19 protein-coding genes and 2 pseudogenes are annotated in these 22,068 nt (G+C 70.4%); 11 read left to right on the top strand and 10 right to left on the bottom strand.

The genetic code is table 11. From position 1 onward, the window contains the following. The first annotated feature begins 33 nt into the window (after positions 1-33). Together AC068Z_RS32010 and AC068Z_RS32015 are read left to right on the top strand one after the other, a co-directional pair. Positions 34-1,635 (top strand): ABC transporter permease, encoded by a 1,602-nt coding sequence (locus tag AC068Z_RS32010; protein WP_478563481.1) that lies wholly within the window; start codon positions 34-36, stop codon positions 1,633-1,635. Continuing rightward, positions 1,635-2,654: an ABC transporter ATP-binding protein gene (locus AC068Z_RS32015; protein WP_478563484.1), complete on the top strand. Its 1,020-nt coding sequence runs from the start codon at positions 1,635-1,637 to the stop codon at positions 2,652-2,654. Before AC068Z_RS32010 ends, AC068Z_RS32015 begins: the two co-directional genes overlap by 1 nt. A 69-nt stretch (positions 2,655-2,723) precedes the next feature. On the opposite strand, the gene AC068Z_RS32020 is transcribed toward AC068Z_RS32015, so the two are convergent. The 7 genes from AC068Z_RS32020 to AC068Z_RS32050 all read right to left on the bottom strand — a co-directional run bounded on the left by AC068Z_RS32020 (position 2,724) and on the right by AC068Z_RS32050 (position 9,486). Continuing rightward, the gene (locus tag AC068Z_RS32020) at positions 2,724-3,416 is read right to left on the bottom strand and encodes an LAETG motif-containing sortase-dependent surface protein (RefSeq protein WP_478563487.1); all 693 of its coding nucleotides are present in this window, start codon (positions 3,414-3,416) and stop codon (positions 2,724-2,726) included. Between the two features lie 170 nt (positions 3,417-3,586). Then, positions 3,587-4,708, bottom strand: a complete 1,122-nt coding sequence (locus AC068Z_RS32025) for an LOG family protein (protein WP_478563490.1) — start codon at positions 4,706-4,708, stop codon at positions 3,587-3,589. Between the two features lie 35 nt (positions 4,709-4,743). Further along, positions 4,744-5,151: a VOC family protein gene (locus tag AC068Z_RS32030; protein WP_478563493.1), complete on the bottom strand. Its 408-nt coding sequence runs from the start codon at positions 5,149-5,151 to the stop codon at positions 4,744-4,746. A 108-nt stretch (positions 5,152-5,259) separates the two neighbouring features. After that, positions 5,260-6,645 carry a hypothetical protein gene (locus AC068Z_RS32035; RefSeq protein ID WP_478563496.1) on the bottom strand — a complete coding sequence of 462 codons (1,386 nt, stop codon included), beginning with the start codon at positions 6,643-6,645 and terminating at the stop codon, positions 5,260-5,262. Further along, positions 6,627-7,367: an ABC transporter ATP-binding protein gene (locus AC068Z_RS32040; RefSeq protein WP_451721644.1), complete on the bottom strand. Its 741-nt coding sequence runs from the start codon at positions 7,365-7,367 to the stop codon at positions 6,627-6,629. The genes AC068Z_RS32035 and AC068Z_RS32040 overlap by 19 nt, the downstream gene beginning before the upstream one ends. A 204-nt stretch (positions 7,368-7,571) precedes the next feature. After that, positions 7,572-8,936: an aspartate aminotransferase family protein gene (locus tag AC068Z_RS32045; RefSeq protein ID WP_451721643.1), complete on the bottom strand. Its 1,365-nt coding sequence runs from the start codon at positions 8,934-8,936 to the stop codon at positions 7,572-7,574. A gap of 19 nt (positions 8,937-8,955) precedes the next feature. Then, a complete protein-coding gene (locus AC068Z_RS32050) occupies positions 8,956-9,486 on the bottom strand; it encodes an Lrp/AsnC family transcriptional regulator (protein ID WP_478563500.1) in 531 nt (176 codons plus the stop codon). Positions 9,487-9,654: 168 nt separating this feature from the next. Here AC068Z_RS32050 and AC068Z_RS32055 point away from each other — a divergent pair, with 168 nt between their 5' ends. The 3 genes and pseudogenes from AC068Z_RS32055 to AC068Z_RS32065 form a co-directional block, all read left to right on the top strand. Further along, positions 9,655-11,094, top strand: coding sequence for a gamma-aminobutyraldehyde dehydrogenase (locus AC068Z_RS32055; protein ID WP_478563503.1), 1,440 nt, complete (start codon positions 9,655-9,657; stop codon positions 11,092-11,094). A gap of 121 nt (positions 11,095-11,215) precedes the next feature. Continuing rightward, positions 11,216-12,397 (top strand): polyamine ABC transporter substrate-binding protein, encoded by a 1,182-nt coding sequence (locus AC068Z_RS32060; protein ID WP_478563506.1) that lies wholly within the window; start codon positions 11,216-11,218, stop codon positions 12,395-12,397. A gap of 36 nt (positions 12,398-12,433) precedes the next feature. Then, positions 12,434-12,625: pseudogene (locus AC068Z_RS32065) on the top strand (sigma-70 family RNA polymerase sigma factor); the annotation flags it as partial. On the opposite strand, the gene AC068Z_RS32070 reads toward AC068Z_RS32065, so the two are convergent. Further along, the gene (locus tag AC068Z_RS32070; RefSeq protein ID WP_478563509.1) at positions 12,570-13,298 is read right to left on the bottom strand and encodes a glycerophosphodiester phosphodiesterase; all 729 of its coding nucleotides are present in this window, start codon (positions 13,296-13,298) and stop codon (positions 12,570-12,572) included. The pseudogene AC068Z_RS32065 and the gene AC068Z_RS32070 sit on opposite strands and share 56 nt — an antisense overlap. A 2-nt stretch (positions 13,299-13,300) precedes the next feature. Then, positions 13,301-14,496: pseudogene (locus AC068Z_RS32075) on the bottom strand (adenosine deaminase). Between the two features lie 21 nt (positions 14,497-14,517). Here AC068Z_RS32075 and AC068Z_RS32080 point away from each other — a divergent pair. Then, positions 14,518-15,207 carry a DUF4190 domain-containing protein gene (locus tag AC068Z_RS32080; protein WP_478563512.1) on the top strand — a complete coding sequence of 230 codons (690 nt, stop codon included), beginning with the start codon at positions 14,518-14,520 and terminating at the stop codon, positions 15,205-15,207. Positions 15,208-15,560: 353 nt separating this feature from the next. On the opposite strand, the gene AC068Z_RS32085 is transcribed toward AC068Z_RS32080, so the two are convergent. Then, the gene (locus AC068Z_RS32085; RefSeq protein ID WP_478563515.1) at positions 15,561-16,139 is read right to left on the bottom strand and encodes an NADAR family protein; all 579 of its coding nucleotides are present in this window, start codon (positions 16,137-16,139) and stop codon (positions 15,561-15,563) included. Between the two features lie 211 nt (positions 16,140-16,350). On the opposite strand from AC068Z_RS32085, the gene AC068Z_RS32090 reads away from it, so the two are divergent. From AC068Z_RS32090 to AC068Z_RS32110, 5 genes are read left to right on the top strand one after another with little or no spacing between them, the layout of a single operon-like run. Beyond that, positions 16,351-17,886, top strand: a complete 1,536-nt coding sequence (locus AC068Z_RS32090) for a gamma-aminobutyraldehyde dehydrogenase (protein WP_478563518.1) — start codon at positions 16,351-16,353, stop codon at positions 17,884-17,886. A 50-nt stretch (positions 17,887-17,936) separates the two neighbouring features. After that, entirely contained in the window at positions 17,937-19,184 is a 1,248-nt protein-coding gene (locus tag AC068Z_RS32095; RefSeq protein WP_478563521.1) for a polyamine ABC transporter substrate-binding protein, read from the top strand. Continuing rightward, positions 19,181-20,338: an ABC transporter ATP-binding protein gene (locus AC068Z_RS32100; RefSeq protein WP_478563524.1), complete on the top strand. Its 1,158-nt coding sequence runs from the start codon at positions 19,181-19,183 to the stop codon at positions 20,336-20,338. Before AC068Z_RS32095 ends, AC068Z_RS32100 begins: the two co-directional genes overlap by 4 nt. Further along, a complete protein-coding gene (locus AC068Z_RS32105; protein ID WP_478563527.1) occupies positions 20,338-21,267 on the top strand; it encodes an ABC transporter permease in 930 nt (309 codons plus the stop codon). The genes AC068Z_RS32100 and AC068Z_RS32105 overlap by 1 nt, the downstream gene beginning before the upstream one ends. Continuing rightward, complete coding sequence (locus AC068Z_RS32110; protein ID WP_478563531.1) at positions 21,268-22,068, top strand: ABC transporter permease; 801 nt, start codon at positions 21,268-21,270, stop codon at positions 22,066-22,068.

Below are 22,068 nucleotides of genomic sequence, written 5' to 3' on the forward strand. Positions count from 1 at the left end.
GTCCGGAGGGGACACGCGGCGCGGCTGGGGCTCATGGTCCTGCCCGTCGCGTTCTTCGGCGTCTTCTTCGCCTATCCCGTCACCGCGATCGTCGCGCGCGGCCTGAAGGCCGACGGGGCCTGGCAGTTCGGGCGCCTCGCGGACGTGCTCGGGCAGTCCGACATCCGGCACGTCCTGTGGTTCACCACCTGGCAGGCCCTCGCCTCCACCGCGCTGACCCTGCTCGTGGCGCTCCCCGGCGCCTACGTCTTCGCCCGCTTCGACTTCCCGGGCAAGCAGATCCTGCGGGCGGTCGTCACCGTCCCCTTCGTGCTGCCGACCGTCGTCGTCGGTACGGCCTTCCTCGCGCTGGTCGGCCGCGGCGGACTGCTCGACGAGCTGTGGGGCGTACGGCTGGACACCACCGTGTGGGCCATCCTGCTGGCGCATGTCTTCTTCAACTACGCCGTCGTCGTGCGCACCGTCGGCGGGCTCTGGGCGCAGCTCGACCCCCGGCAGGAGGAGGCGGCCCGGATGCTGGGCGCGTCGCCCTTCAGGGCCTGGCGGCAGGTGACCCTGCCGGCCCTCGGCCCGGCCGTGGCCGCCGCGACCCTCATGGTCTTCCTGTTCACCTTCACCTCCTTCGGTGTCGTGCAGATCCTCGGCGGGCCGACCTTCTCCACCCTCGAAGTGGAGATCTACCGCCAGACCTCCGAGATCTTCGACCTCTCCACGGCCGCCGTCCTCACCATCGTCCAGTTCGCGGCCGTGGGCGCGATCCTCGCCCTGCACGCCTGGACGGTACGGCGGCGGGAGACCGCCCTGCGCCTCGTGGACGCCTCGCTGACCTCCCGCCGTCCGCGCGGAGCAGGACAGTGGGCGCTGCTGGCCGGAGTCCTCGCCACCATCGCCGTACTGCTCCTGCTGCCGCTCGCCGTGCTCGTGCAGCGGTCGCTCGACGCGCCCGACTTCGGCTACTACCGGGAGCTGACCAGCGCCGACGGCGGAGTCTTCCTGGTCCCGCCGATCGAGGCGATCGGGAACTCGCTGGAGTACGCCCTGGTCGCGACCACCCTCGCGGTGCTGATCGGGGGCCTCGCCGCCGCCGCGCTGACCCGACGGGACGCGGGGCGTTTCGTACGAGGGTTCGACGCGCTGCTGATGCTGCCGCTCGGGGTGTCCGCGGTGACCGTCGGGTTCGGGTTCCTGATCGCCCTGGACGAACCGCCACTGGACCTGCGGGCTAGCTGGATCCTGGTGCCGCTGGCGCAGGCGCTGGTCGGCGTCCCCTTCGTCGTACGGACCATGCTGCCCGTGCTGCGGGCCGTGGATCAGCGGCTGCGGGAGGCGGCGGCCGTGCTGGGGGCCTCGCCCTGGCGGGTGTGGCGGGAGGTCGATCTGCCCCTGGTGCGGCGGGCGTTGCTGATCGCGGCCGGGTTCGCCTTCGCGGTGTCGCTGGGCGAGTTCGGGGCGACGGTGTTCATCGCGCGGCCGGACAATCCGACGCTGCCGGTCGCCGTGGCCAAGCTGCTCGGGCGGGCCGGGCAGCTCAACTACGGCCAGGCGATGGCCCTTTCGACGATTCTGATGGTGGTGTGCGCGGTGGCGCTGCTGGTCCTGGAGCGGCTGCGGACCGATCGGACGGGGGAGTTCTGATGCTGCTCAGCCTGGAGAACGCGACCGTGCGGTTCGGTGGCCGGGCGGTGCTCGACGCCGTGGACCTGGCGGTGGCCGAGCACGAGGTGGTGTGCGTGCTCGGGCCCAGCGGCAGCGGCAAGTCGACGCTGCTGCGGGCGGTCGCGGGGCTGCAGCCCCTGGACGCCGGGCGCGTGTCGCTCGACGGGCACGACCAGTCCGGGGTCCCCGCCCACCGGCGCGGAGTCGGGCTGATGTTCCAGGACCACCAGCTCTTCCCGCAGCGGGACGTGGGCGGCAACGTCGCCTTCGGACTGCGGATGCAGCGCGACTCGAAGCGGCAACAGGGCGACCGTGTGGCGGAGTTGCTCGAACTCGTGGGGCTGCCGGGCGCCGCCCGCCGGGCCGTGGCCGCGCTCTCCGGCGGGGAGCAGCAGCGGGTGGCGCTGGCCCGTGCGCTCGCGCCCCGGCCCCGGCTGCTGATGCTCGACGAACCGCTCGGGCAGCTCGACCGCTCGCTGCGGGAGCGTCTTGTGGTGGAACTGCGGGAGCTGTTCAGCGAGTTGGGCACGACCGTGCTCGCCGTGACCCACGACCAGGGCGAGGCCTTCGCGCTCGCGGACCGGGTCGTGGTGATGCGGGACGGGCGGATCGCCCAGTCCGGTACGCCACTCGAGGTGTGGCAGCGGCCCGCGGACGAGTTCGTGGCCCGCTTCCTCGGCTTCGACAACGTGGTGCCCGCGACGGTCGCCGGGGAGGCGGCCGCCACTCCGTGGGGCAAGCTCCCGGTGCCCGACGGCACGCCCGAGGGCACCCGTACGCTCCTCGTCCGGCCCGCCGGAGTGCGCCTGGTCGCGGCCGAGCAGGGCCTGCGCTGCACGGTGGCCGCCCGCACCTTCAAGGGCACCCATGTCGCCGTACACCTGCAGCCCGAGGACGCGCCACGGCTGGAGGCCGCCTGCGCGCTGCGGGCGGCGCCGGAGGTCGGGGACGAGGTCGGGGTGGAGTTCGACGCGGCCGACGTCGTGGTCCTCGGCTGAACACCGGGCCCCCGAACGGAGTGCGGGTCACCTTCGGGTGAAGGTGACCCGCGAGTGCCGTTAGAGCGATCAGCGGCCGCTGTTCGCGCCGCGGCGGCGCAGGCCGAAGAAGACGGCGCCGCCGCCCACCGCGACCAGGGCGATCGCGATGCCCGCGATCACGGGGGTGTTGGAGTCGGCACCGGTCTCGGCGAGGTTGGACTCACCGGCCGGGGACGGGGCGTTGCTGGAGGTGTCCGCGGGAGCCGTGCTCTCGGGCTCGGAGGGCGACGGGACCGGGGTCTCCTCCGCCGGGGTGGAGGCGTCGTCCGACGGGGTCGGGGTCGGCGTGGGGGTGTCCGACGGGGCCGGGGTGTCCTCCTTCTTGCAGGCGGTGGACGGGGTCGTCAGGTTCGGCTTGATGTCCTCGTCGACCTGGTTGCCGGCCTTGACGTGGATGCGGTACTCGGCGTTCGGCTTCCAGTTCTCCGCGAACGTGATCGTGGTGCCCTCGCGCGAGCCCTCGACCACCTGCTCACCGACCTTCTTCAGGTCGGCGCCGTTGTTCTGGAGGTACACGGAGACGGTGGCCGGGACACCGGTCGGGTCCACGTCGGTCACGGTGATGACACCGTTGTCACCGTCGCACTTGGCCTCGGCCGAGAACTCGTTGATGTTGCAGGCGAACGCGTTGCCGCCGATGCCGAGCACGAGCGCGGCGGAGGCGGAGGCGACACCGAGCGCGCGGGCGGAGCGGGCGACGGTACGGCGAGATATCGACACAGCTGACAGGACTGCCACGTTGGTCCTTCACATGTTGCGCATATGCGGGGGGTTGAGGGAGTGGTCAGGCGCACCGGCCTCACCACTCCCACGAGGCTCACAGGTTTATAAGCGCTGCGTAAGTAGTGTCAACGCATATGCCGGACAAGGACCTTGGCTTTGCCCTCTTATTAACCGCCGATACGTTTCAGGGCGTCGGGAGCCTCTTCGATTCGGTCGACCAGGGCGATACGGGACTCCATGGACCGCTCCCGGGCCAGCGCCTGGAGCAGTGGCCAGGCCGGCAGCCTCTCGGTCCAGTGCGCCCGGTCCACGAGCACCATCGGCGTGGGTTCGCCCCGCGACTCGTAGTAGTTCGGCGTCGCGTTGTCGAAGATCTCCTGTACGGTGCCGGCGGCGCCCGGCAGGAAGACCACACCGGCGTTCGAGCGGGCCAGCAGGCCGTCCTCGCGGGTGGCGTTGGCGAAGTACTTGGCGATGTGCGTGGCGAACGGGTTCGGCGGCTCATGGCCGTAGAACCAGGTCGGGATGCCGACCGAGCCGCCGCCCTGGGGCCAGCGGGTGCGGACCTCGAAGGCCGCGGTCGCCCAGGCGGTGATCGACGGGGTGAACTTCGGCTCCTTGGCGAGGAGTTCGAGCGACTCCGTGAGCATCGCGTCGTCGAAGGGGGACGCGTAGGCGCCGAGGTTCGCCGCCTCCATCGCGCCCGGGCCGCCGCCGGTGGCGACGGTGAACCCGGCGCGGGTCAGCTCCCGGCCGAGGCGGGCGGCACCGGCGTACGCCTCACCGCCGCGGGCCATGGCGTGGCCGCCCATGACGCCCACGACCCGCGTGCCGCGCAGGAGTTCGTCGAGCGCGTCGGAGACGGCGTCGTCGTGGACGGAGCGGAGCATCGACGCGTATATGTCGCCGTCCGCCTTGGTCCGCTGGAACCAGGCGTACGCGAGGGCGTCGGGGGTCCCCTCATATCCCTTGCGCAGTCCGGCGAACAGCTCGTCCGGCGAGTAGACCGAGCCCCGGTACGGGTCGAAGGGCAGGTCCGGGACGGGCGGGAAGACCATGGCGCCGTCGGCGCGGATCTTCGCGGCGGCGTTCTCGCGCATCGGGCAGCCGAGGAAGACGGCGCCCGCGGTGTCCGTGCCGAGCAGTTCGCGGGTACGGTCCGTCAGATCGACGGCCTGGACCCGGAATCCGGCGAGGGAGCCGCGCGCCGCCACCGTGGCGTCGAACTCCTGGAGTGTCTCGATCTCACGGTCGTCGTGGTGGGCCGCATGGGCGGGCATCGTCTGCACCCGCCCATGCTAGACACGACCCCTGAGGCGCTTGCTCAGCCCTCGATCGCGGCCGGGTCCATCCACACGACCTCCCAGCTGTGGCCGTCGAGGTCGTCGAAGCCGCGGCCGTACATGAAGTCCATGTCCTGGACCTTGCTGGAAGCGGTGCCGCCGGCGGCGACGGCCTTCTCCACCAGCTCGTCGACCTTCTCGCGGCTCTCGGCGCTCAGACAGATCGACACCTCGCTGGTCTTCGTGGCGTCCGCGATCTCCTTGTCGGTGAAGGTCGCGTAGAAGGGCTTGGTGAGGAGCATCGCCACGATGGTGTCGCTGATCACGACACTGGCCGCGTTCTCGTCGCTGAACTGGGGGTTGATCGAGTAGCCCAGCTCCGTGAAGAACTTCTTCGAGGCGTCGAGGTCGGCGACGGGCAGGTTGACGAAGATCATCTGCTGGTACATCGGGGTCTCTCCCATCAGGGTCGGTCGGTTCGGTGGGGTAGACCGGGGGCCGGGGCGGAACTCATCGCGGGCCGGTGATTTTTTTCCGGGAGTTTTTCGTACGGGCTTTCAGCGGGCCAGGGGCAGGGCCGCCAGCTCGGCGACGATCATCGTGAGCGGGCCGAAGAGGGTGATCAGTGCGCCGGCGCGCAGGGCGGCGGCGCTGCGGAGCATCGTGGGCGGGGCGCCGAGGCGGAGCAGGGCGGCCGTGGTGTCGGCGCGGGCCTGCCGTGCTTCCACGGCCGCGGTGAGGAGGGTGGCCACCGCGCAGCCGGTGACGACGGTGGCGCCGAGGGTGGTGAGGGGGCCCAGGGCGCGGCCGTCGGTGGTGGGGTCGTGGAGTACGGCCATGGCGTACGCGGCGGAGGCGACGGCGCAGACGACGCCGAGGGGGCGGCCGATGCGGGTGGCCTCTTCCATCAGGACCCTTCCGGCGAGGAGGCGTAGGGCGCCGGGGCGGAGGGACTGGAGGAGTCGGCCGCAGAGGTGGGTGAGGCCGGGGCCGGCGAGGGCGAGGCCGATCGCGGTGAGGGCCCAGCCGAGGAGGACCGCGGTGGGGCCGGTGGGGAGGCCTGCGGGCATGGGGGCGGAGGGGTTGGTGGCGGTGCTCGCGTATGCCTCCACGGCCAGGCCCGCGGCGAGGATGGCTGTGCCCCAGGGGAGGCCTGGTGGGGTGGTGGTCGGTGGCGGGGCGTCCGGGTTATGTGCGGGTGCGTCGGGGCTGGGGCCGGGGTGGGATTCGCCTGCCCGCGCTTGCGGGGTGCCGCCTTCTTTGGTTGCGGGGGCCGCCCCAGCGGCACGACTGCCCGCGGACGGCTCGGCGCTGCTCCTCAGGCGGGCGCCGAATCTGCCGTACGCGCCGAAGGTTTCCCGTGCTGCTGAGCCGCCGTAGGCGCCGAAGCGGCCGAAGCGTGTGCGGGCGGCTTCAGGTTGGGCTGACTTTGGATCCCTCGGGCGGAGGGTCACCGCCACCGCAAGGGATGCCGCCGTGGGGGGCAGGGACAGCAGGGTCAGGGCCGCCGGGAGGGGGAGGGGCTCCGAGGCCGCCAGGAAGTCCGCCGCCGCTCCGTCGAAGGGCATGCCTGTCAGATCGCCCCGGAGGTGGAGGAAGACGAGCAGCGCCAGCATGGAGCCGAGGAGGGTCGACAGGGCCGTCGTCGTCGCGGAGACGGCCATCAGGCGGGCCGGGCCCAGGCCGATGGCCGCCAGGCCGGGGCGGGGGCGGGTGGCGGGGTCCGTCCGGGCCACCGCCACCGCGAAGTGGACCGTCGCCGCCAGGGGCGCCGCGCACCAGATCAGGCGGAGGACGGACGAGCCGGGGGAGTCGGGGTGGGTCATCGCATGGCCCAGGGCGCACAGGAGGAGGAAACCCGTGCCCGCCGACGCAGCCGCCACCAGCAGACGGCGCAGTTGTACGGCGGGATGGGCGCGGCGGGTCAGACGGAGAGCGAGCACGCGGCCCGGCCTTCCGCCTCGGCCATCGGCGGCAGGTGGACGGTGTTCACCCGGCGGCCGTCCAGCAGGGAGACCGTACGGTCCGCCAGGGCCGCCGTTTCCGCGTCGTGGGTGGCCAGGACCACCGTGATGCCGTGCGAGCGGGCCGCCGTGGTGAGGGTGCGCAGCACATGCGCGCGGTCGGCGCGGTGCAGCGGGGCCGTCGGTTCGTCGGCGAACAGGACCGTCGGAGCGGGGGCGAGGGCGCGGGCGATGCACACGCGCTGGCGCTGCGCCTGGGTCAGTTCCCTCGGGCGTTTGCGGGAGCCGTCGCCGATGTCGAGGCGCTCCAGCCACTCCAGCGCGGCCGTCTTGGCGCGCCGGCGGCTCGTGCCGCGCAGCATGAGGGGGAGGGCGGCGTTCTCCCAGACGTTGAGCTCGGGGACGAGCACCGGCTCCGGGTCGATCCAGCCGAAGCGGTCCCGGCGCAGCCGTTCGCGGCCGACGGGGCCCATGGTGTGCACGGGCACGCTGTTGAACCAGACCTCGCCGCGCTGAGCGGGCACCTGCCCCGACAGGCAGCGCAGGAGCGTCGACTTGCCGCTGCCGCGCGGGCCGCTGACGGCGAGGATCTCGCCCTCCCGGACGCCGAGCGAGACACCGCCGAGCGCGGGCGAGCCGTCGTGGTGGGTGAAGTGCAGGGCACGGGCCCAGAGCACATCGTTGTCGGGCGGGGCCTCCATGCGCGTACACCTCGTTCTGATCCGTTTTCCCTGCCGTGATCCCCCGTGCGGGGGAACGAAGACAGGGCCGATCGGTCACTCGGCACGCTAGGCAGTCCGTGCACACAGGCCGGACAGCACGCGGCCCCGGGTCGCCGATTCTCACTCGAACGGGCGGCACCGGGGCCGGTGTTGATCATGCAGAAGGAAGATCCCTCCGGAGGATCAGAGCTTGGTCCACGCCTCCGACAGGGTCGCGCGCAGGATCTGCTCGATCTCGTCGAACGTGTCCTGGTTGGAGATCAGCGGCGGGGCCAGCTGGACGACCGGGTCGCCGCGGTCGTCGGCACGGCAGTACAGGCCGTTGTCGTAGAGCGCCTTGGAGAGGAAGCCGTACAGGACGCGCTCGGTCTCCTCGTCGTTGAAGGACTCCTTGGTGGCCTTGTCCTTGACGAGCTCGATGCCGTAGAAGAAGCCGTTGCCGCGGACGTCGCCGACGATCGGCAGGTCGTGCAGCTTCTCCAGCGTGGAGCGGAAGGCGCCCTCGTTGTCCAGCACGTGCTGGTTCAGGCCCTCGCGCTCGAACAGGTCGAGGTTGGCGAGGCCGACCGCCGCGGAGACCGGGTGGCCGCCGAAGGTGTAGCCGTGCAGGAAGGTGTTGTCGCCCTTGTAGAACGGCTCGGCCAGCCGGTCGGAGATGATGCAGGCGCCGATCGGGGAGTAGCCCGAGGTCATGCCCTTGGCGCAGGTGATCATGTCCGGGACGTAGCCGAACTTGTCGCAGGCGAAGGTGGTGCCGAGGCGGCCGAAGGCGCAGATGACCTCGTCCGACACGAGCAGCACGTCGTACTGGTCGCAGATCTCGCGCACCCGCTGGAAGTAGCCGGGCGGGGGCGGGAAGCAGCCGCCCGCGTTCTGCACCGGCTCCAGGAAGACCGCAGCGACGGTGTCCGGGCCCTCGAAGAGGATCTGCTGCTCGATCTGGTCGGCGGCCCAGCGGCCGAATGCCTCCGGGTCGTCGCCGAAGATCGGGGCGCGGTAGATGTTGGTGTTCGGGACCTTGTGCGCTCCCGGTACCAGCGGCTCGAAGGGGGCCTTCAGGCCCGGCAGGCCGGTGATGGACAGGGCGCCCTGGGGGGTGCCGTGGTAGGCGACCGCGCGGGAGATGACCTTGTACTTGGTGGGCTTGCCGGTCAGCTTGAAGTACTGCTTGGCGAGCTTCCAGGCGGTCTCGACGGCCTCGCCGCCACCGGTGGTGAAGAAGACCTTGTTGAGGTCGCCCGGGGCCTCGTGCGCGAGTCGCTCCGCCAGCTCGACGGCCTTGGGGTGGGCGTAGGACCAGACCGGGAAGAAGGCCAGTTCCTGCGCCTGCTTCGAGGCGGTCTCGGCGAGCTCGGTCCGGCCGTGGCCCGCCTGGACCACGAACAGGCCGGCGAGACCGTCGAGGTAGCGCTTGCCCTTGTCGTCGTAGATGTAGGTGCCCTCGCCCCGGACGATGGTGGGGACGGGGGAGTTCTCGTACGAGGACATGCGGGTGAAGTGCATCCACAGGTGGTCGTACGCGGTCTGGCTGAGGTCCTTGGAGCTCACGGTTATCGGGTCCTCACGGCTATCGGGTTCCCCACATGTAGGTCTGCTTCTTGAGCTTCAGGTAGACGAAGCTCTCGGTGGAGCGCACTCCGGGGATGGCTCGGATGCGGCGGTTGATGACTTCCAGCAGGTGGTCGTCGTCCTCGCAGACGATCTCCACCATCAGGTCGAAGGAGCCGGCCGTCATCACGACGTACTCGCACTCGGCCATCCCGGTCAGCACCTCGGCGACGGACTCCACGTCGCCCTCGACATGGATGCCGACCATCGCCTGGCGACGGAAGCCCACGGTGAGCGGGTCCGTGACGGCGACGATCTGCATCACGCCCTGGTCGAGCAGCTTCTGGACGCGCTGGCGCACGGCCGCCTCGGAGAGGCCCACGGCCTTGCCTATGGCGGCGTACGGCCGGCGGCCGTCCTCCTGGAGCTGTTCGATGATGGCGAGGGAGACGGCGTCCAGGTGCGGCGAGCTGCCGTTCCTGGATTCGCGGGGGGACTCGCGGGAGTCCCTGGGGTCTGCGCTTCGACTGGCCACGACCTCACTGTGCACGAGGTCTCGTCAGTTTCGCAAGGGCCGAGCGATGAAATTCGTTGTTTACGTGACCGAGACTTGCGGATTTCGCAGTTCGAGGCGGATCGGGGGTGTTGAAAACGTGGGCCTGCCGATTAGGGTGGGTGTCTCAGCAATCGGACAGTGAAACCTGACAGGAGGCCGGCAGTGAGCACCGAGCTGCGTCGTCTGCGCAACTACATCGACGGTGAGTTCCGGGACGCCGCCGACGGACGGACCACCGAGGTGGTCAACCCCGCGACGGGCGAGGCGTACGCGACCGCGCCGCTGTCCGGGCAGGCGGACGTCGACGCCGCCATGGAGGCCGCCGCCCGCGCCTTCCCCGCCTGGCGCGACACCACCCCCGCCGAGCGCCAGAAGGCCCTCCTGAAGATCGCGGACGCGTTCGAGGAGCGGGCCGAGGAGCTCATCGCGGCCGAGGTGGAGAACACCGGCAAGCCGATCGGACTGACCCGGTCCGAGGAGATCCCGCCGATGGTGGACCAGATCCGGTTCTTCGCCGGTGCGGCCCGCATGCTCGAGGGCCGCTCGGCCGGCGAGTACATGGAGGGGATGACCTCGATCATCCGCCGTGAGCCGGTCGGCGTCTGCGCGCAGGTCGCGCCGTGGAACTACCCGATGATGATGGCCGTATGGAAGTTCGCGCCGGCCATCGCGGCGGGCAACACGGTCGTCCTGAAGCCCTCGGACACCACCCCGGCGTCGACCGTCCTGATCGCCGACATCATCGGCGCGATCCTGCCCAAGGGTGTCTTCAACGTCATCACCGGCGACCGGGACACCGGCCGCCTGATGGTCGAGCACCCGACCCCGGCGATGGCGTCCATCACCGGCTCCGTGCGCGCGGGCATGTCCGTCGCCGAGTCCGCCTCCAAGGACCTCAAGCGGGTCCACCTGGAGCTGGGCGGCAAGGCGCCGGTCGTCGTCTTCGAGGACACCGACATCGCCAAGGCCGTCGAGGACATCTCGGTGGCGGGCTTCTTCAACGCCGGCCAGGACTGTACGGCCGCCACGCGCGTCCTCGTCCAGGAGTCCATCCACGACGAGTTCGTGGCCGCGCTCGCGAAGGCCGCCGCCGAGACGAAGACGGGGCAGCCGGACGACGAGGACGTGCTCTTCGGCCCGCTGAACAACCCCAACCAGCTCAAGCAGGTCTCCGGCTTCATCGAGCGCCTCCCCGCGCACGCCAAGGTCGAGGCCGGCGGTCAGCGGGTCGGCGACAAGGGCTTCTTCTACGCCCCGACCGTCGTCTCCGGCCTCAAGCAGGACGACGAGATCATCCAGAACGAGGTCTTCGGCCCGGTCATCACCGTCCAGTCCTTCTCGGACGAGGCGCAGGCCGTCGAGTGGGCGAACGGCGTCGACTACGCCCTCGCCTCCTCGGTGTGGACCAAGGACCACGCGCGGGCGATGCGCATGTCCAAGACGCTCGACTTCGGCTGCGTCTGGATCAACACGCACATCCCGCTGGTCGCCGAGATGCCGCACGGCGGCTTCAAGAAGTCCGGCTACGGCAAGGACCTGTCGGGGTACGGCTTCGACGACTACACGCGCATCAAGCACGTGATGACGTCGCTCGACGGCTGACGGTCGCTCCGCGGCTGCGGGGATCCGGCGCCCTGTCGTTGACAAGGTGTCGGGTCCCCGCGGTTTCGTTTCGGCGGGGCGTCCATTGTCCGGTGCCCGGAACCGGCGGCATCCTGCGTGGATGCTGCCGACCTCGCCCAACACCTCCCGCATCTCCCGCCGTTCCCTGCTGCTCGCGCTCGGCGGTGCCGCGCTGGCGGGATGCGGCGTGCCCGCCGCCTACGTCAAGGCCGGTGACCGGGCCGGCGCCGATCTGTCCGCGTCAGAGCGCCGGCTGACCTGGGCGAACTGGCCGCTGTACATCGACGTCGACGACGCGGACGAGACGAAGCGGCCCACGCTGGACGCGTTCGAGCGGCGCACCGGCATCTCCGTGGACTACGTCGAGGAGATCAACGACAACGACGAGTTCTTCGGGAAGATCAGCCCTTCCTTGATGAACCGTCAGCAGACGGACCGCGATCTCATCGTCATCAGCGACTGGATGTGCGCGCGGTTCGTACGGCTCGGCTGGGTGCAGGAGATGGACCGCGCCCGCCAGCCCCAGGTGGCGCGGTACCTGGACCCGCTGCTGCGCTCGCCTGCCTTCGACCCCGGCCGCAGGTTCACGGTGCCGTGGCAGTCGGGGATCACCGGGATCGCGTACAATCGCCGCCGGCTGGGCCGGGAGGTCCGGCAGGTCTCCGACCTGTGGGCGGACGACCTCAAGGGCAAGGTCACGCTGCTGTCCGGGCTCGACGAGGCCTTCGCGCTGCTGATGCAGGGCAACGGCGTCGACATCACGCGGTGGACGGCGGACGACTTCCACGAGGTGTGCGAACAGGTCGAGCGCCGGGTGGACAGCGGGCACATACGGCGCTTCACTGGCAACGACTACATCAAGGACCTCTCCAGCGGTGACGTCCTGGCCTGTCAGGCGTACTCCGGCGATGTCATCCAACTGCAGGCGGACGACCCGGACATCGAGTTCGTCGTCCCCGAGGAGGGCGCGGAGCTCTGGTCGGAGTCCCTGATGATCCCCAACCTCGCCCGCCACAAGACCAACGCCGAGCGCCTGATCGACTACTACTACGAACCCGAGGTCGCCGCGGAGCTGGCCGCCTGGGTGAACTACGTCTGCCCGGTCCCCGCCGCCCAGGACGTCCTGGCCTCGGCCAAGGACAAGGAGACCGCGGCCCTGGCCGAGGACCCGCTGATCTTCCCGGACACCGCGATGCGCGAACGCCTCGCCGTCGCACGGGACATCACCTCGGAGGAACGGGTCGGATTCGCCAAGCGGTGGAACGAGATCGTGGGGCTGTAGGGACCTGTCTCGCGGCCGTCTCACGCCGACAGGTGCGACGGCACCCAGCAGATGTGGCAGAACGAGTACTACTACGTCGACGGCTCGGTCGTCCTCAGCCTGAACGAGCGCGGTGCCTCCTACGGCCTGGTCCGTGACACCGGCGACGACACCGCGCCCGTCCCGCAGTACGTCACCCGCGCGACGCCCGTCGATTCGGCGCCGGTGCGGCAGCGTTCGCGCGTGTGAGCGCGCGGAGGGTGTCGATGCGGTTGGTGGTGATCGAGTCCACGCCGAGGGCGATCAGCCGGCGCATCGAGCGGCGGGTGTCCGGGGTCCAGACCGACAGCAGGTGCCCGCCCCGGTGGACGCGTTCGGCGAGGGCCCGGTCGACCAGGCCGAACCGGTAGTTGAGCCAGCGCGGCCGGACCGCGTCCAGCAGCGCGGGCCGCGGCGGCGCCAGGGTCGTCCAGGTCAGCGCGATCTCGGCGGCCGGGTCGGCGGCGCGCACGGCGAGCATCGCGGGGGCGCCCGCGCAGTAGTACACGCGGTCCGACGCCCCCGCCTCCCGTACGACGTCCACGATCCGGCGGACCGTGCGCAGGTCCGGGGCGCCGGGCAGGTCGAGCATCACCCGGCAGCCGTCGGTCGCGGCCAGCGCGTCCGTCAGCGTCGGCACCCCGCCGGAGGTGTGCCCGCGCACCTCGTCCGCCGACAGCGCGAGCAACGGCCGGTCCAGCTCCCACATCCGCTTCAGCGAGGCGTCGTGCAGCAGGAGGGGGACGCCGTCCCGGGTGAGCCGTACGTCGATCTCCACCGCGTCGGCGCCCCTGCGGATCGCCGAGCGCAGGGAGTCGAGGGTGTTCTCACGGAACAGGTAGGGGTCGCCGCGGTGGGCGACGGCGGTGAGGGTCCCGTTCATCGTCAGGGGGCCAGCCAGGTGGTGGTGTACGCGTCGATCTCTTCCTTGATCCGGGCCTTGCCGGGCTCGTCGAGGAACGACACGTCCACGGCGTTGTGCGCGAGCCGGGCCAGACCCCGCTCGTCGAGGTCCAGCAGGCGGGCGGCGACCGCGTACTCGTTGTTGAGGTCGGTGCCGAACATCGGCGGATCGTCGGAGTTGACGGTGACGATGACCCCGGCCCGCGTGAACTCCTTGATCGGGTGCTCGTCGAGGGTGCGCACCGCGCGGGTGGCGATGTTGGAGGTGGGGCACACCTCCAGCGCGATCCGGTGCTCGGCGAGGTGCTCCAGCAGCTTCGGGTCCCGCGCGGAACTGGTGCCGTGCCCGATGCGCTCGGCGCGCAGGTGGGTCAGGGCGTCCCAGACCGTCTCCGGGCCCGTGGTCTCGCCCGCGTGCGGCACGGAGTGCAGGCCCGCGGCGATGGCCCGGTCGAAGTACGGCTTGAACTGCGGCCGCGGTACGCCGATCTCGGGGCCGCCGAGTCCGAACGACACCAGGCCCTCCGGGCGCAGCCGGTCGTCGGTGGCGAGCCGCGCGGTCTCCTCGGCGGACTCCAGGCCCGCCTCGCCGGGGATGTCGAAGCACCAGCGCAGCACGGTCCCGAACTCGGCCTCGGCGGCCTTGCGGGCGTCCTCGATCGCGTCCATGAAGCCGCGCTCGTCGATGCCGCGGCGGGTGGAGGAGAAGGGGGTGATGGTCAGCTCGGCGTACCGCACCTGCTGGCGGGCCAGGTCCCGGGCCACCTCGTACGTCAGCAGGCGCACGTCCTCCGGGGTGCGGATCAGGTCCACGACGGACAGGTACACCTCGATGAAGTGGGCGAAGTCCGTGAAGGTGAAGTAGTCGACCAGGGCCTCGGGGTCGGTGGGCACCTTGGAGTCGGGGTGGCGGGCGGCCAGTTCCGAGACGATGCGCGGGGAGGCGGAGCCGACGTGGTGCACATGGAGTTCGGCCTTGGGCAGACCGGCGATGAAGGCGTGCAGATCGCGCGGGGCGCTGTTCGGGCCGGCGGCGGTGTGGTCGGTCAAGGTCCCTCCCCGGGAACGGCGTCTCCGGCCGGGGTGCGGCGGGACGCGGGTGATCGGCTGATCGGTGACTCGGGATCATCGTAGGCCGGGGCCTCGCGGTGCGGGACGGCGCCGTAGCATGACGACACGCATACGGAGGGGGCCCGCGCATGTCCGACGACGAGCCGGCACCGGCCGCGCCGGAGCACCCGGGGGCCGCCCCGAAGGTGGGATTGAGCAAGGAGGGCGCGGCCGAGGCGAACCCTTGGGCGCCGCCGGCCGCGGGGTCCGACGGTCCGGGTCACACCCTGCCCTCCTCGTCGGCGGTCTGGCCGGCACCCCCCTCGGTCCATGACCAGGAGACGGTCACCTCCGTATCGGGCTTCGACGCGCAGCCGCAGCCGCAGCCCTGGTCCGCCCCGGCCGGCCCCTTCGCGCCGCCCCCGGCCTACGGCGCCCCCACACCGCCGTACCCCCAGACCGGCGAGCCCGTCCCGCCGCCGCCCATCGCCCCCGACGGCCCCGGCCAGGTTCCCTACGGCTACCCCGGTACGTACGGCGCCCCCGGTGGCTACGGCTACGGCTATGGCTACGGCTGGTCCGGTCAGCACCCGATGCCGAGCAACGGCATGGGCACCACCGCGCTCGTGCTCGGAATCATCTCGGCCGCCGTGTTCTGTCTGTGGCCGGTGGCCATCCTGCTCGGCGTGCTGGCACTGATCTTCGGCCTGCTCGGCCGTGGCAAGGCCCGGCGCGGGGAGGCCACCAACCACGGCCAGGCCCTGGCCGGCGCGATCTGCGGAGCGGCGGGCATCGTCCTGGGCCTCGCGGCACTGGCCTTCGTGATCGCGACAGGTTAGGCAGCGCACAGGCCGGGGCCGCCGGCCCGGGAGCAGGGCGCCACCCGAGCCGACGGCAAGCCGAGTCCGCACCTGGCCATTGCCGACCGGCCCGCCAAGCGGCTCCGCGCTGAGCGCCGGCGAGCCGCAGCCGTCCGCCAAGCAGCCCCGCCGTAACTGCCCCCGCCCTAACCAGCCCCACCCCGCAGCCGTCCGCCAAGCAGGCCCGCCGTAAGTGCCCCCGCCCTAACCAGCCCTGCCCCGCAGTCGTCCGTCAAGCAGCCCCGCCGTTAGTGCCCCACCCCGCAGCCCCCGCCCTAACCAGCCCCGCCCCGCAGCCGTCCGCCAAGCAGCCCCGCCCCGCGGCCCCCGCCCTAACCAGCCCCACCCCGCAGCCGTTCCCGCGCCTCCATCAGGGCGAAGCCCAGCAAATTCGGCCCTCGCCAGCGCTCCGGGTTCATCGCCCCCTCGTCGTTCGCCGCGAGGCCGATGCCCCAGACGCGGTCCACGGGGCTCGCCTCGACCAGTACCCGCTCTCCCGTGCCCAGCAGATACGAGCGCAGCGCCTCGTCCGAGCCGAACTTGTGCACGCTGCCCTCGACCACGATGCCGAACCGCTCGCGCGCCCACACGGCCTCGTCGAAGCCGCGCACCAGGCGCCCCGCGTTCTTCGCCTGCGAGGGGTGTTCCGCAGCCAGGATCCGGCGCTCCGCCTCGGGGTCGTCGAAGAGGCGGGCCTTCTCGGCCATCATCCAGTGCTCTGCAGTCCCATAGGTCACCCCCGCCACAGTGAACGGCGACGGCCACCACTGGCTCAGACAGCTCGCTCCGATCCATCCGTCCGGCAATGGCCGATGTCCCCAGAAGTGCAGATACTTGATCCCCGCCCCCGCCGATCCCGCCCGGGCGCGGACCTCCCTGACCAGGGCTTCCCGAGAGTCGATCTTTCCCATGCACGCGAGTCTGGCACGCACCACTGACACGGTGTCCTGGCTTTTTCGCGTTCACTCGACACCTGGTCGACAGATTCCGTCGCGTAACCAAAAGGCAACAACGGAATCACTTGTTGGAGTGCTACCGCTCTGTCAGGATCGGCACTCAAATCGAGCTGGAGCTACGCCACCCGCCCCCGTGGACAGCGGGGCGAAGGCGGAGGAGAGCGACATGCACAACCCGGGCAACACCACCCCGGAACGATTCCCCGCGCAGGAGCGGTTCGCCGCCGGTGCGCAGTTCATCGGCGGCCGGCTCACCAAGGGCACCTCGGGCCGCACCCACGCCGTCGTGGACCCTGCCACCGGCGAGGAGGTGCTCACTTACGAGCTGGCCGGCACCGCGGACGTGGACGCCGCCGTCGCCGCCGCCCGCGCCGCCTTCCCGGCCTGGTCCGGAGCCACCCCCGGCGAGCGTTCCGACGCGCTGCACAAGCTGGCCGCCGTGCTCGCCGAGCGTGCCGAGGACTTCGCCCGCGCCGAGTCCCTCCAGTGCGGCAAGCCGCTGAAGCTGACCCGCGAGTTCGACGTCCCGGGGACCGTCGACAACGCCGCGTTCTTCGCCGGGGCCGCCCGTCATCTCCAGGGCCAGTCGGCCGGCGAGTACTCCGGCGACCACACGTCGTACGTCCGCCGTGAGGCGATCGGCGTCGTCGGTTCCATCGCCCCCTGGAACTACCCCCTCCAGATGGCCGCCTGGAAGATCCTCCCGGCCATCGCGGCGGGCAACACCATCGTGCTGAAGCCCGCCGAGCTGACCCCGCTCACCTCGCTCCTGTTCGCCGAGGCGTGCACCGAGGCCGGGATCCCGGACGGTGTCGTCAACATCGTCACCGGCACCGGGAAGGAGGCCGGTGAGCACCTGGTCGGCCACCCGGACGTGGCGATGACCTCCTTCACCGGGTCCACCGCGGTCGGCAAGCGGGTCGCCGAGATCGCCACGGCAACCGTCAAGCGGATCCACCTGGAGCTCGGCGGCAAGGCACCCTTCGTCGTCTTCGACGACGCCGACCTGGAGGCCGCCGCCAACGGCGCGGTCGCGGGCGCCCTCATCAACACCGGCCAGGACTGCACGGCCGCCACGCGCGCGTACGTGCAGCGGCCGCTGTACGAGGCGTTCGTGGAGCGGACCGCCGCCCTGATGGAGACCGTGCGGCTGGGCGATCCCTTCGCCGACGGCACCGACCTCGGGCCGCTCATCTCCCACGTCCAGCGCGACCGCGTCGCCGCCTTCGTCGACCGGGCGCGGGCCTACGCGCGCGTGGTGACCGGTGGCGAGGCACCCCAGGGCGAGCTCAAGAGCGGCGCCTACTACCGGCCCACCCTCGTCGCCGACGCGGCCCAGGACAGCGAGATCGTCCAGTCCGAGATCTTCGGGCCCGTCCTCGTCGTGCTGCCCTTCGACACCGACGACGAGGGCATCGCGCTGGCCAATGACACGCCGTACGGCCTGGCCGCCTCCGCCTGGAGCCGGGACGTGTACCGGGCCAATCGCGCCACGCGCGAGATCAAGGCGGGCTGTGTGTGGGTGAACGACCACATCCCGATCATCAGCGAGATGCCCCACGGCGGCTACAAGGCGTCCGGCTTCGGCAAGGACATGTCAGCCTACTCCTTCGAGGAGTACACGCAGATCAAGCACGTCATGTTCGACAACACGGCGGTCGTCAGGAAGGACTGGCACCGCACGATCTTCGGGGACCGATAGCAGCCAGGCCGCCCGACCCGCGGCCGCCCACCCGAAAGGGCACCAAGCGCATGGAGCAGTACGAGCCCGACCGCCTCTCCGCGGCCCAAATGGCCGCCATGCGGCGCAGCTTCCGCAACGGCAGGGCCTCCCTCTCTCGCCGTTCCCTGCTGCGCGCCTCCGCCGGCGGCGCGCTCGCGGTCGGCGGTCTGGGAACGCTGAGCGCCTGCGGCATCCCCGCCGCGGGCAAGACCGAGGGCGGACAGTCCGCGGACGACCGCTCGGCCAAGGAGAAGACCGTCAGCTTCTCCAACTGGACCGAGTACATGGACGTCGACGAGAGCGAGAAGCACCACCCCACGCTCGACACGTTCACCGAGCGGACCGGCATCAAGGTCAAGTACACCGAGGACATCAACGACAACGTCGAGTTCTTCGGCAAGATCAAGCCGCAGCTGGCGGCCGGCCAGGACACCGGGCGTGACCTCATATGCGTCACCGACTGGCTCGCCGCCCGGCTGATCCGCCTGGGCTGGGTCCAGAAACTGGACCCGGCCAACCTGCCGACCGCCTACGCCAACCTCTCCGCCCAGTTCCGCTCCCCGGACTGGGACCCGGGACGCGCGTACTCGTACGTGTGGCAGGGCATCTCGACGGTCATCGCCTTCAACAAGAAGGCGCTGGACGGCGAGGAGGTCAAGTCGGTCTCGGACCTGCTCGACAACCCCAAGCTCAAGGGCCGGGTCGGCTTCCTGTCCGAGATGCGCGACAGCATCGGCATGACCCTGCTCGACATGGGCAAGGACCCGGGGAACTTCACCGCCGACGACTACGACGCGGCCATCGCCCGCATCCAGAAGGCCGTCGACAAGGGCCAGATCCGCCGCTTCACCGGCAACGACTACACCTCCGACCTGACCAGCGGCGACTTCGCCGCCTGCATTGCCTGGGCCGGAGACGTCGTGCAGCTCAAGGCGGACAGCCCGGACATCGACTTCATCATCCCGGACAGCGGATACATGACGTCGACGGACAACCTGCTGGTCCCCAACAAGGCCCGGCACAAGACGAACGCCGAGCGGCTCATCGACTACTACTACGAGCCGAAGGCGGCCGCCGAACTCGCCGCGTACATCAACTACGTCTGCCCGGTCGACGGCGTCAAGGACGAGTTGGCGAAGATCGACGAGGACGCGGCGAACAACCCGCTGATCATCCCCGACAAGGAAATGGCCGCGAAATCACGCGCCTTCCGCTCGCTGAGCTCGGAGGAAGAGACGGCCTTTGAAACGAAGTTCGCGAAGCTGACTGGGGCGTGACCGACGTGACGAACATCAACGACAACACCGGCGACGTCCGCCTCACGGGCATCAGCAAGACGTACGGCGACTTCACCGCCGTACACCCGCTGGACCTGACTGTCCCGCAGGGCTCGTTCTTCGCCCTGCTCGGTGCCTCCGGCTGCGGCAAGACCACGACCCTGCGGATGATCGCGGGCCTCGAGGAGCCGACCTCCGGCACCGTCTTCCTCGGCGACCAGGACGTGACCCGGCTGCCGCCCTACAAGCGGCCGGTGAACACGGTCTTCCAGTCCTACGCCCTCTTCCCGCACCTCGACATCTTCGAGAACGTCGCCTTCGGCCTGCGCCGACGCGGCATCAAGAGCGTGAAGAAGCAGGTCGAGGAGATGCTGGAGCTGGTCCAGCTCGGAGAGCAGGCGCGCAAGAAGCCGCACCAGCTCTCCGGCGGCCAGCAGCAGCGTGTCGCGGTCGCCCGCGCCCTGATCAACCACCCGAAGGTGCTCCTCCTCGACGAGCCGCTCGGCGCCCTCGACCTCAAGCTGCGCCGCCAGATGCAGCTGGAGCTCAAGCGCATCCAGACCGAGGTCGGCATCACCTTCGTGCACGTCACGCACGACCAGGAGGAGGCCATGACCATGGCCGACACGGTCGCCGTGATGAACGCGGGCCGCGTCGAGCAGCTCGGCGCCCCCGCCGACCTGTACGAGAACCCGAAGACGACCTTCGTCGCCAACTTCCTCGGCACCTCCAACCTCATCGAGGCCGAGGTCGACACCAGGAGCGGCGACGACATCGTCCTCAAGGCGGGCGGCGGCAAGCTCGTCCTGCCCGAGGCGCGCTGCTCGGCGCCCACCACGACCGGCGGCAAGGTGCTGGTCGGCGTGCGCCCGGAGAAGATCTCCCTCACGCACGCGGACGACGCCGGCGAGATCCCGGACGGCCGCAACCGCGTCACCGGCACGATCGCCGACGCCTCCTTCATCGGCGTCTCCACGCAGTACGTCGTCGACAGCCCGGTCTGTCCCGAGCTCGCGGTCTACGTCCAGAACGTCGACCGCGACGCCCGCCTGGTCCCCGGCGCCGAGGTCGTCCTGCACTGGAGCCCGGCGCACACCTTCGGCCTGGACGCGACGCAGGACATCGACGCGGGCATCCAGGAAGAGGCGGTCTGATGGCGACCATCACCGACGCGCCGCCGCCCTTGGCGCCCCCCGCCCCCGAGAAGAAGCCCCCGCGCAAGCGGGGCCGCTGGACGCCGTACCTCCTGCTGCTGCCCGGACTCGCCTGGCTGCTGGTGTTCTTCGCGCTGCCGATGGTCTACCAGGCCTCCACCTCGGTGCAGACCGGCTCGCTGGAGCAGGGCTACGAGGTCACCTGGCACTTCGCGACCTACTGGGACGCGCTGACCGAGTACTACCCGCAGTTCCTGCGGTCGGTGCTGTACGCCGGTTCCGCGACGGTCCTGTGTCTGCTGCTGGGCTACCCGCTGGCGTATCTGATCGCCTTCCGGGCCGGCCGCTGGCGGAACCTGATCATGATCCTGGTGATCGCGCCGTTCTTCACCAGTTTCCTGATCCGCACCCTCGCCTGGAAGACGATCCTCGCGGACGGCGGCCCGGTCGTCGGCGCGCTGAACTCGCTGCACGTCCTGGACGTCACCAGCTGGCTCGGCATGACCGCGGGGGACAGAGTGCTGGCCACCCCGCTGGCGGTCGTCTGCGGTCTGACGTACAACTTCCTGCCGTTCATGATCCTGCCGCTCTACACCTCGCTGGAGCGCATCGACGGCCGACTGCACGAGGCGGCGAACGACCTGTACGCCAAGCCGATCACGACCTTCCGCAAGGTCACCTTCCCGCTGTCGATGCCGGGTGTCGTCTCCGGCACGCTGCTCACCTTCATCCCGGCCGCCGGTGACTACGTCAACGCCGATCTGCTCGGCTCCACGGACACCCGCATGATCGGCAATGTCATCCAGTCGCAGTTCCTGCGGATCCTCGACTATCCGACGGCGGCGGCGCTCTCCTTCATCCTGATGTTCGCGATCCTCATCATGGTCACGCTCTACATCCGCAAGTCGGGGACGGAGGATCTGGTTTAAATGGCCTTCGTCAACTGGCTCAGGCGCAATTTCGTCGTCATCGCGGGCCTCATCACGCTCGGGTACCTGCTGCTGCCGAACGTCGTCGTGACGGTGTTCTCCTTCAACAACCCGAAGGGGCGCTTCAACTACGAATGGCAGGAGTTCTCCACCGCCGCCTGGACCGACCCGTGCGGGGTCTCGGGCCTGTGCGACTCGCTGACCCTCAGCCTCCAGATCGCCTTCTGGGCGACGCTGGGCGCCACGGTCCTCGGCGCGATGATCGCCTTCGCGCTCGTCCGCTACCGCTTCCGGGCGCGCGGCGCGGTGAACTCGCTGATCTTCATGCCGATGGCGATGCCCGAGGTCGTGATGGCCGCCTCGCTGCTCACCCTGTTCCTCAACATGGGTGTCCAGCTGGGCTTCTGGACGATTCTCATCGCCCACATCATGTTCTGCCTCAGCTTCGTGGTGACGGCCGTCAAGGCGCGCGTCATGTCGATGGACCCGAGGCTGGAGCAGGCCGCGCAGGACCTCTACGCCGGCCCCTTCCAGACCTTCGTCCGGGTCACCCTGCCGATCGCGGCACCCGGAATCGCCGCGGGCGCGCTGCTCGCGTTCGCGCTCTCCTTCGACGATTTCATCATCACCAATTTCAACGCGGGCTCGACCGTCACCTTCCCCATGTTCGTCTGGGGCTCGGCCCAGCGCGGAACGCCCGTTCAGATCAATGTCATCGGTACGGCCATGTTCGTCATCGCGGTACTCCTCGTCCTGACCTCTATGGTCATCACCAGCCGCCGTAACAAGCAAAAGGCCTAG

The sequence above is a fragment of the Streptomyces sp. NPDC043726 genome (assembly GCF_056436565.1).

Coding starts and splice junctions, on each gene's coding strand:
- AC068Z_RS32010 (WP_478563481.1), top strand. CDS start 34: ATGGTCCTGCCCGTCGCGTTCTTCGGCGTCTTCTTCGCCTATCCCGTC.
- AC068Z_RS32015 (WP_478563484.1), top strand. CDS start 1,635: ATGCTGCTCAGCCTGGAGAACGCGACCGTGCGGTTCGGTGGCCGGGCG.
- AC068Z_RS32030 (WP_478563493.1), bottom strand. CDS start 5,151: ATGTACCAGCAGATGATCTTCGTCAACCTGCCCGTCGCCGACCTCGAC.
- AC068Z_RS32040 (WP_451721644.1), bottom strand. CDS start 7,367: ATGGAGGCCCCGCCCGACAACGATGTGCTCTGGGCCCGTGCCCTGCAC.
- AC068Z_RS32060 (WP_478563506.1), top strand. CDS start 11,216: ATGCTGCCGACCTCGCCCAACACCTCCCGCATCTCCCGCCGTTCCCTG.
- AC068Z_RS32070 (WP_478563509.1), bottom strand. CDS start 13,298: ATGAACGGGACCCTCACCGCCGTCGCCCACCGCGGCGACCCCTACCTG.
- AC068Z_RS32080 (WP_478563512.1), top strand. CDS start 14,518: ATGTCCGACGACGAGCCGGCACCGGCCGCGCCGGAGCACCCGGGGGCC.
- AC068Z_RS32085 (WP_478563515.1), bottom strand. CDS start 16,139: ATGGGAAAGATCGACTCTCGGGAAGCCCTGGTCAGGGAGGTCCGCGCC.
- AC068Z_RS32090 (WP_478563518.1), top strand. CDS start 16,351: ATGCACAACCCGGGCAACACCACCCCGGAACGATTCCCCGCGCAGGAG.
- AC068Z_RS32095 (WP_478563521.1), top strand. CDS start 17,937: ATGGAGCAGTACGAGCCCGACCGCCTCTCCGCGGCCCAAATGGCCGCC.
- AC068Z_RS32105 (WP_478563527.1), top strand. CDS start 20,338: ATGGCGACCATCACCGACGCGCCGCCGCCCTTGGCGCCCCCCGCCCCC.
- AC068Z_RS32110 (WP_478563531.1), top strand. CDS start 21,268: ATGGCCTTCGTCAACTGGCTCAGGCGCAATTTCGTCGTCATCGCGGGC.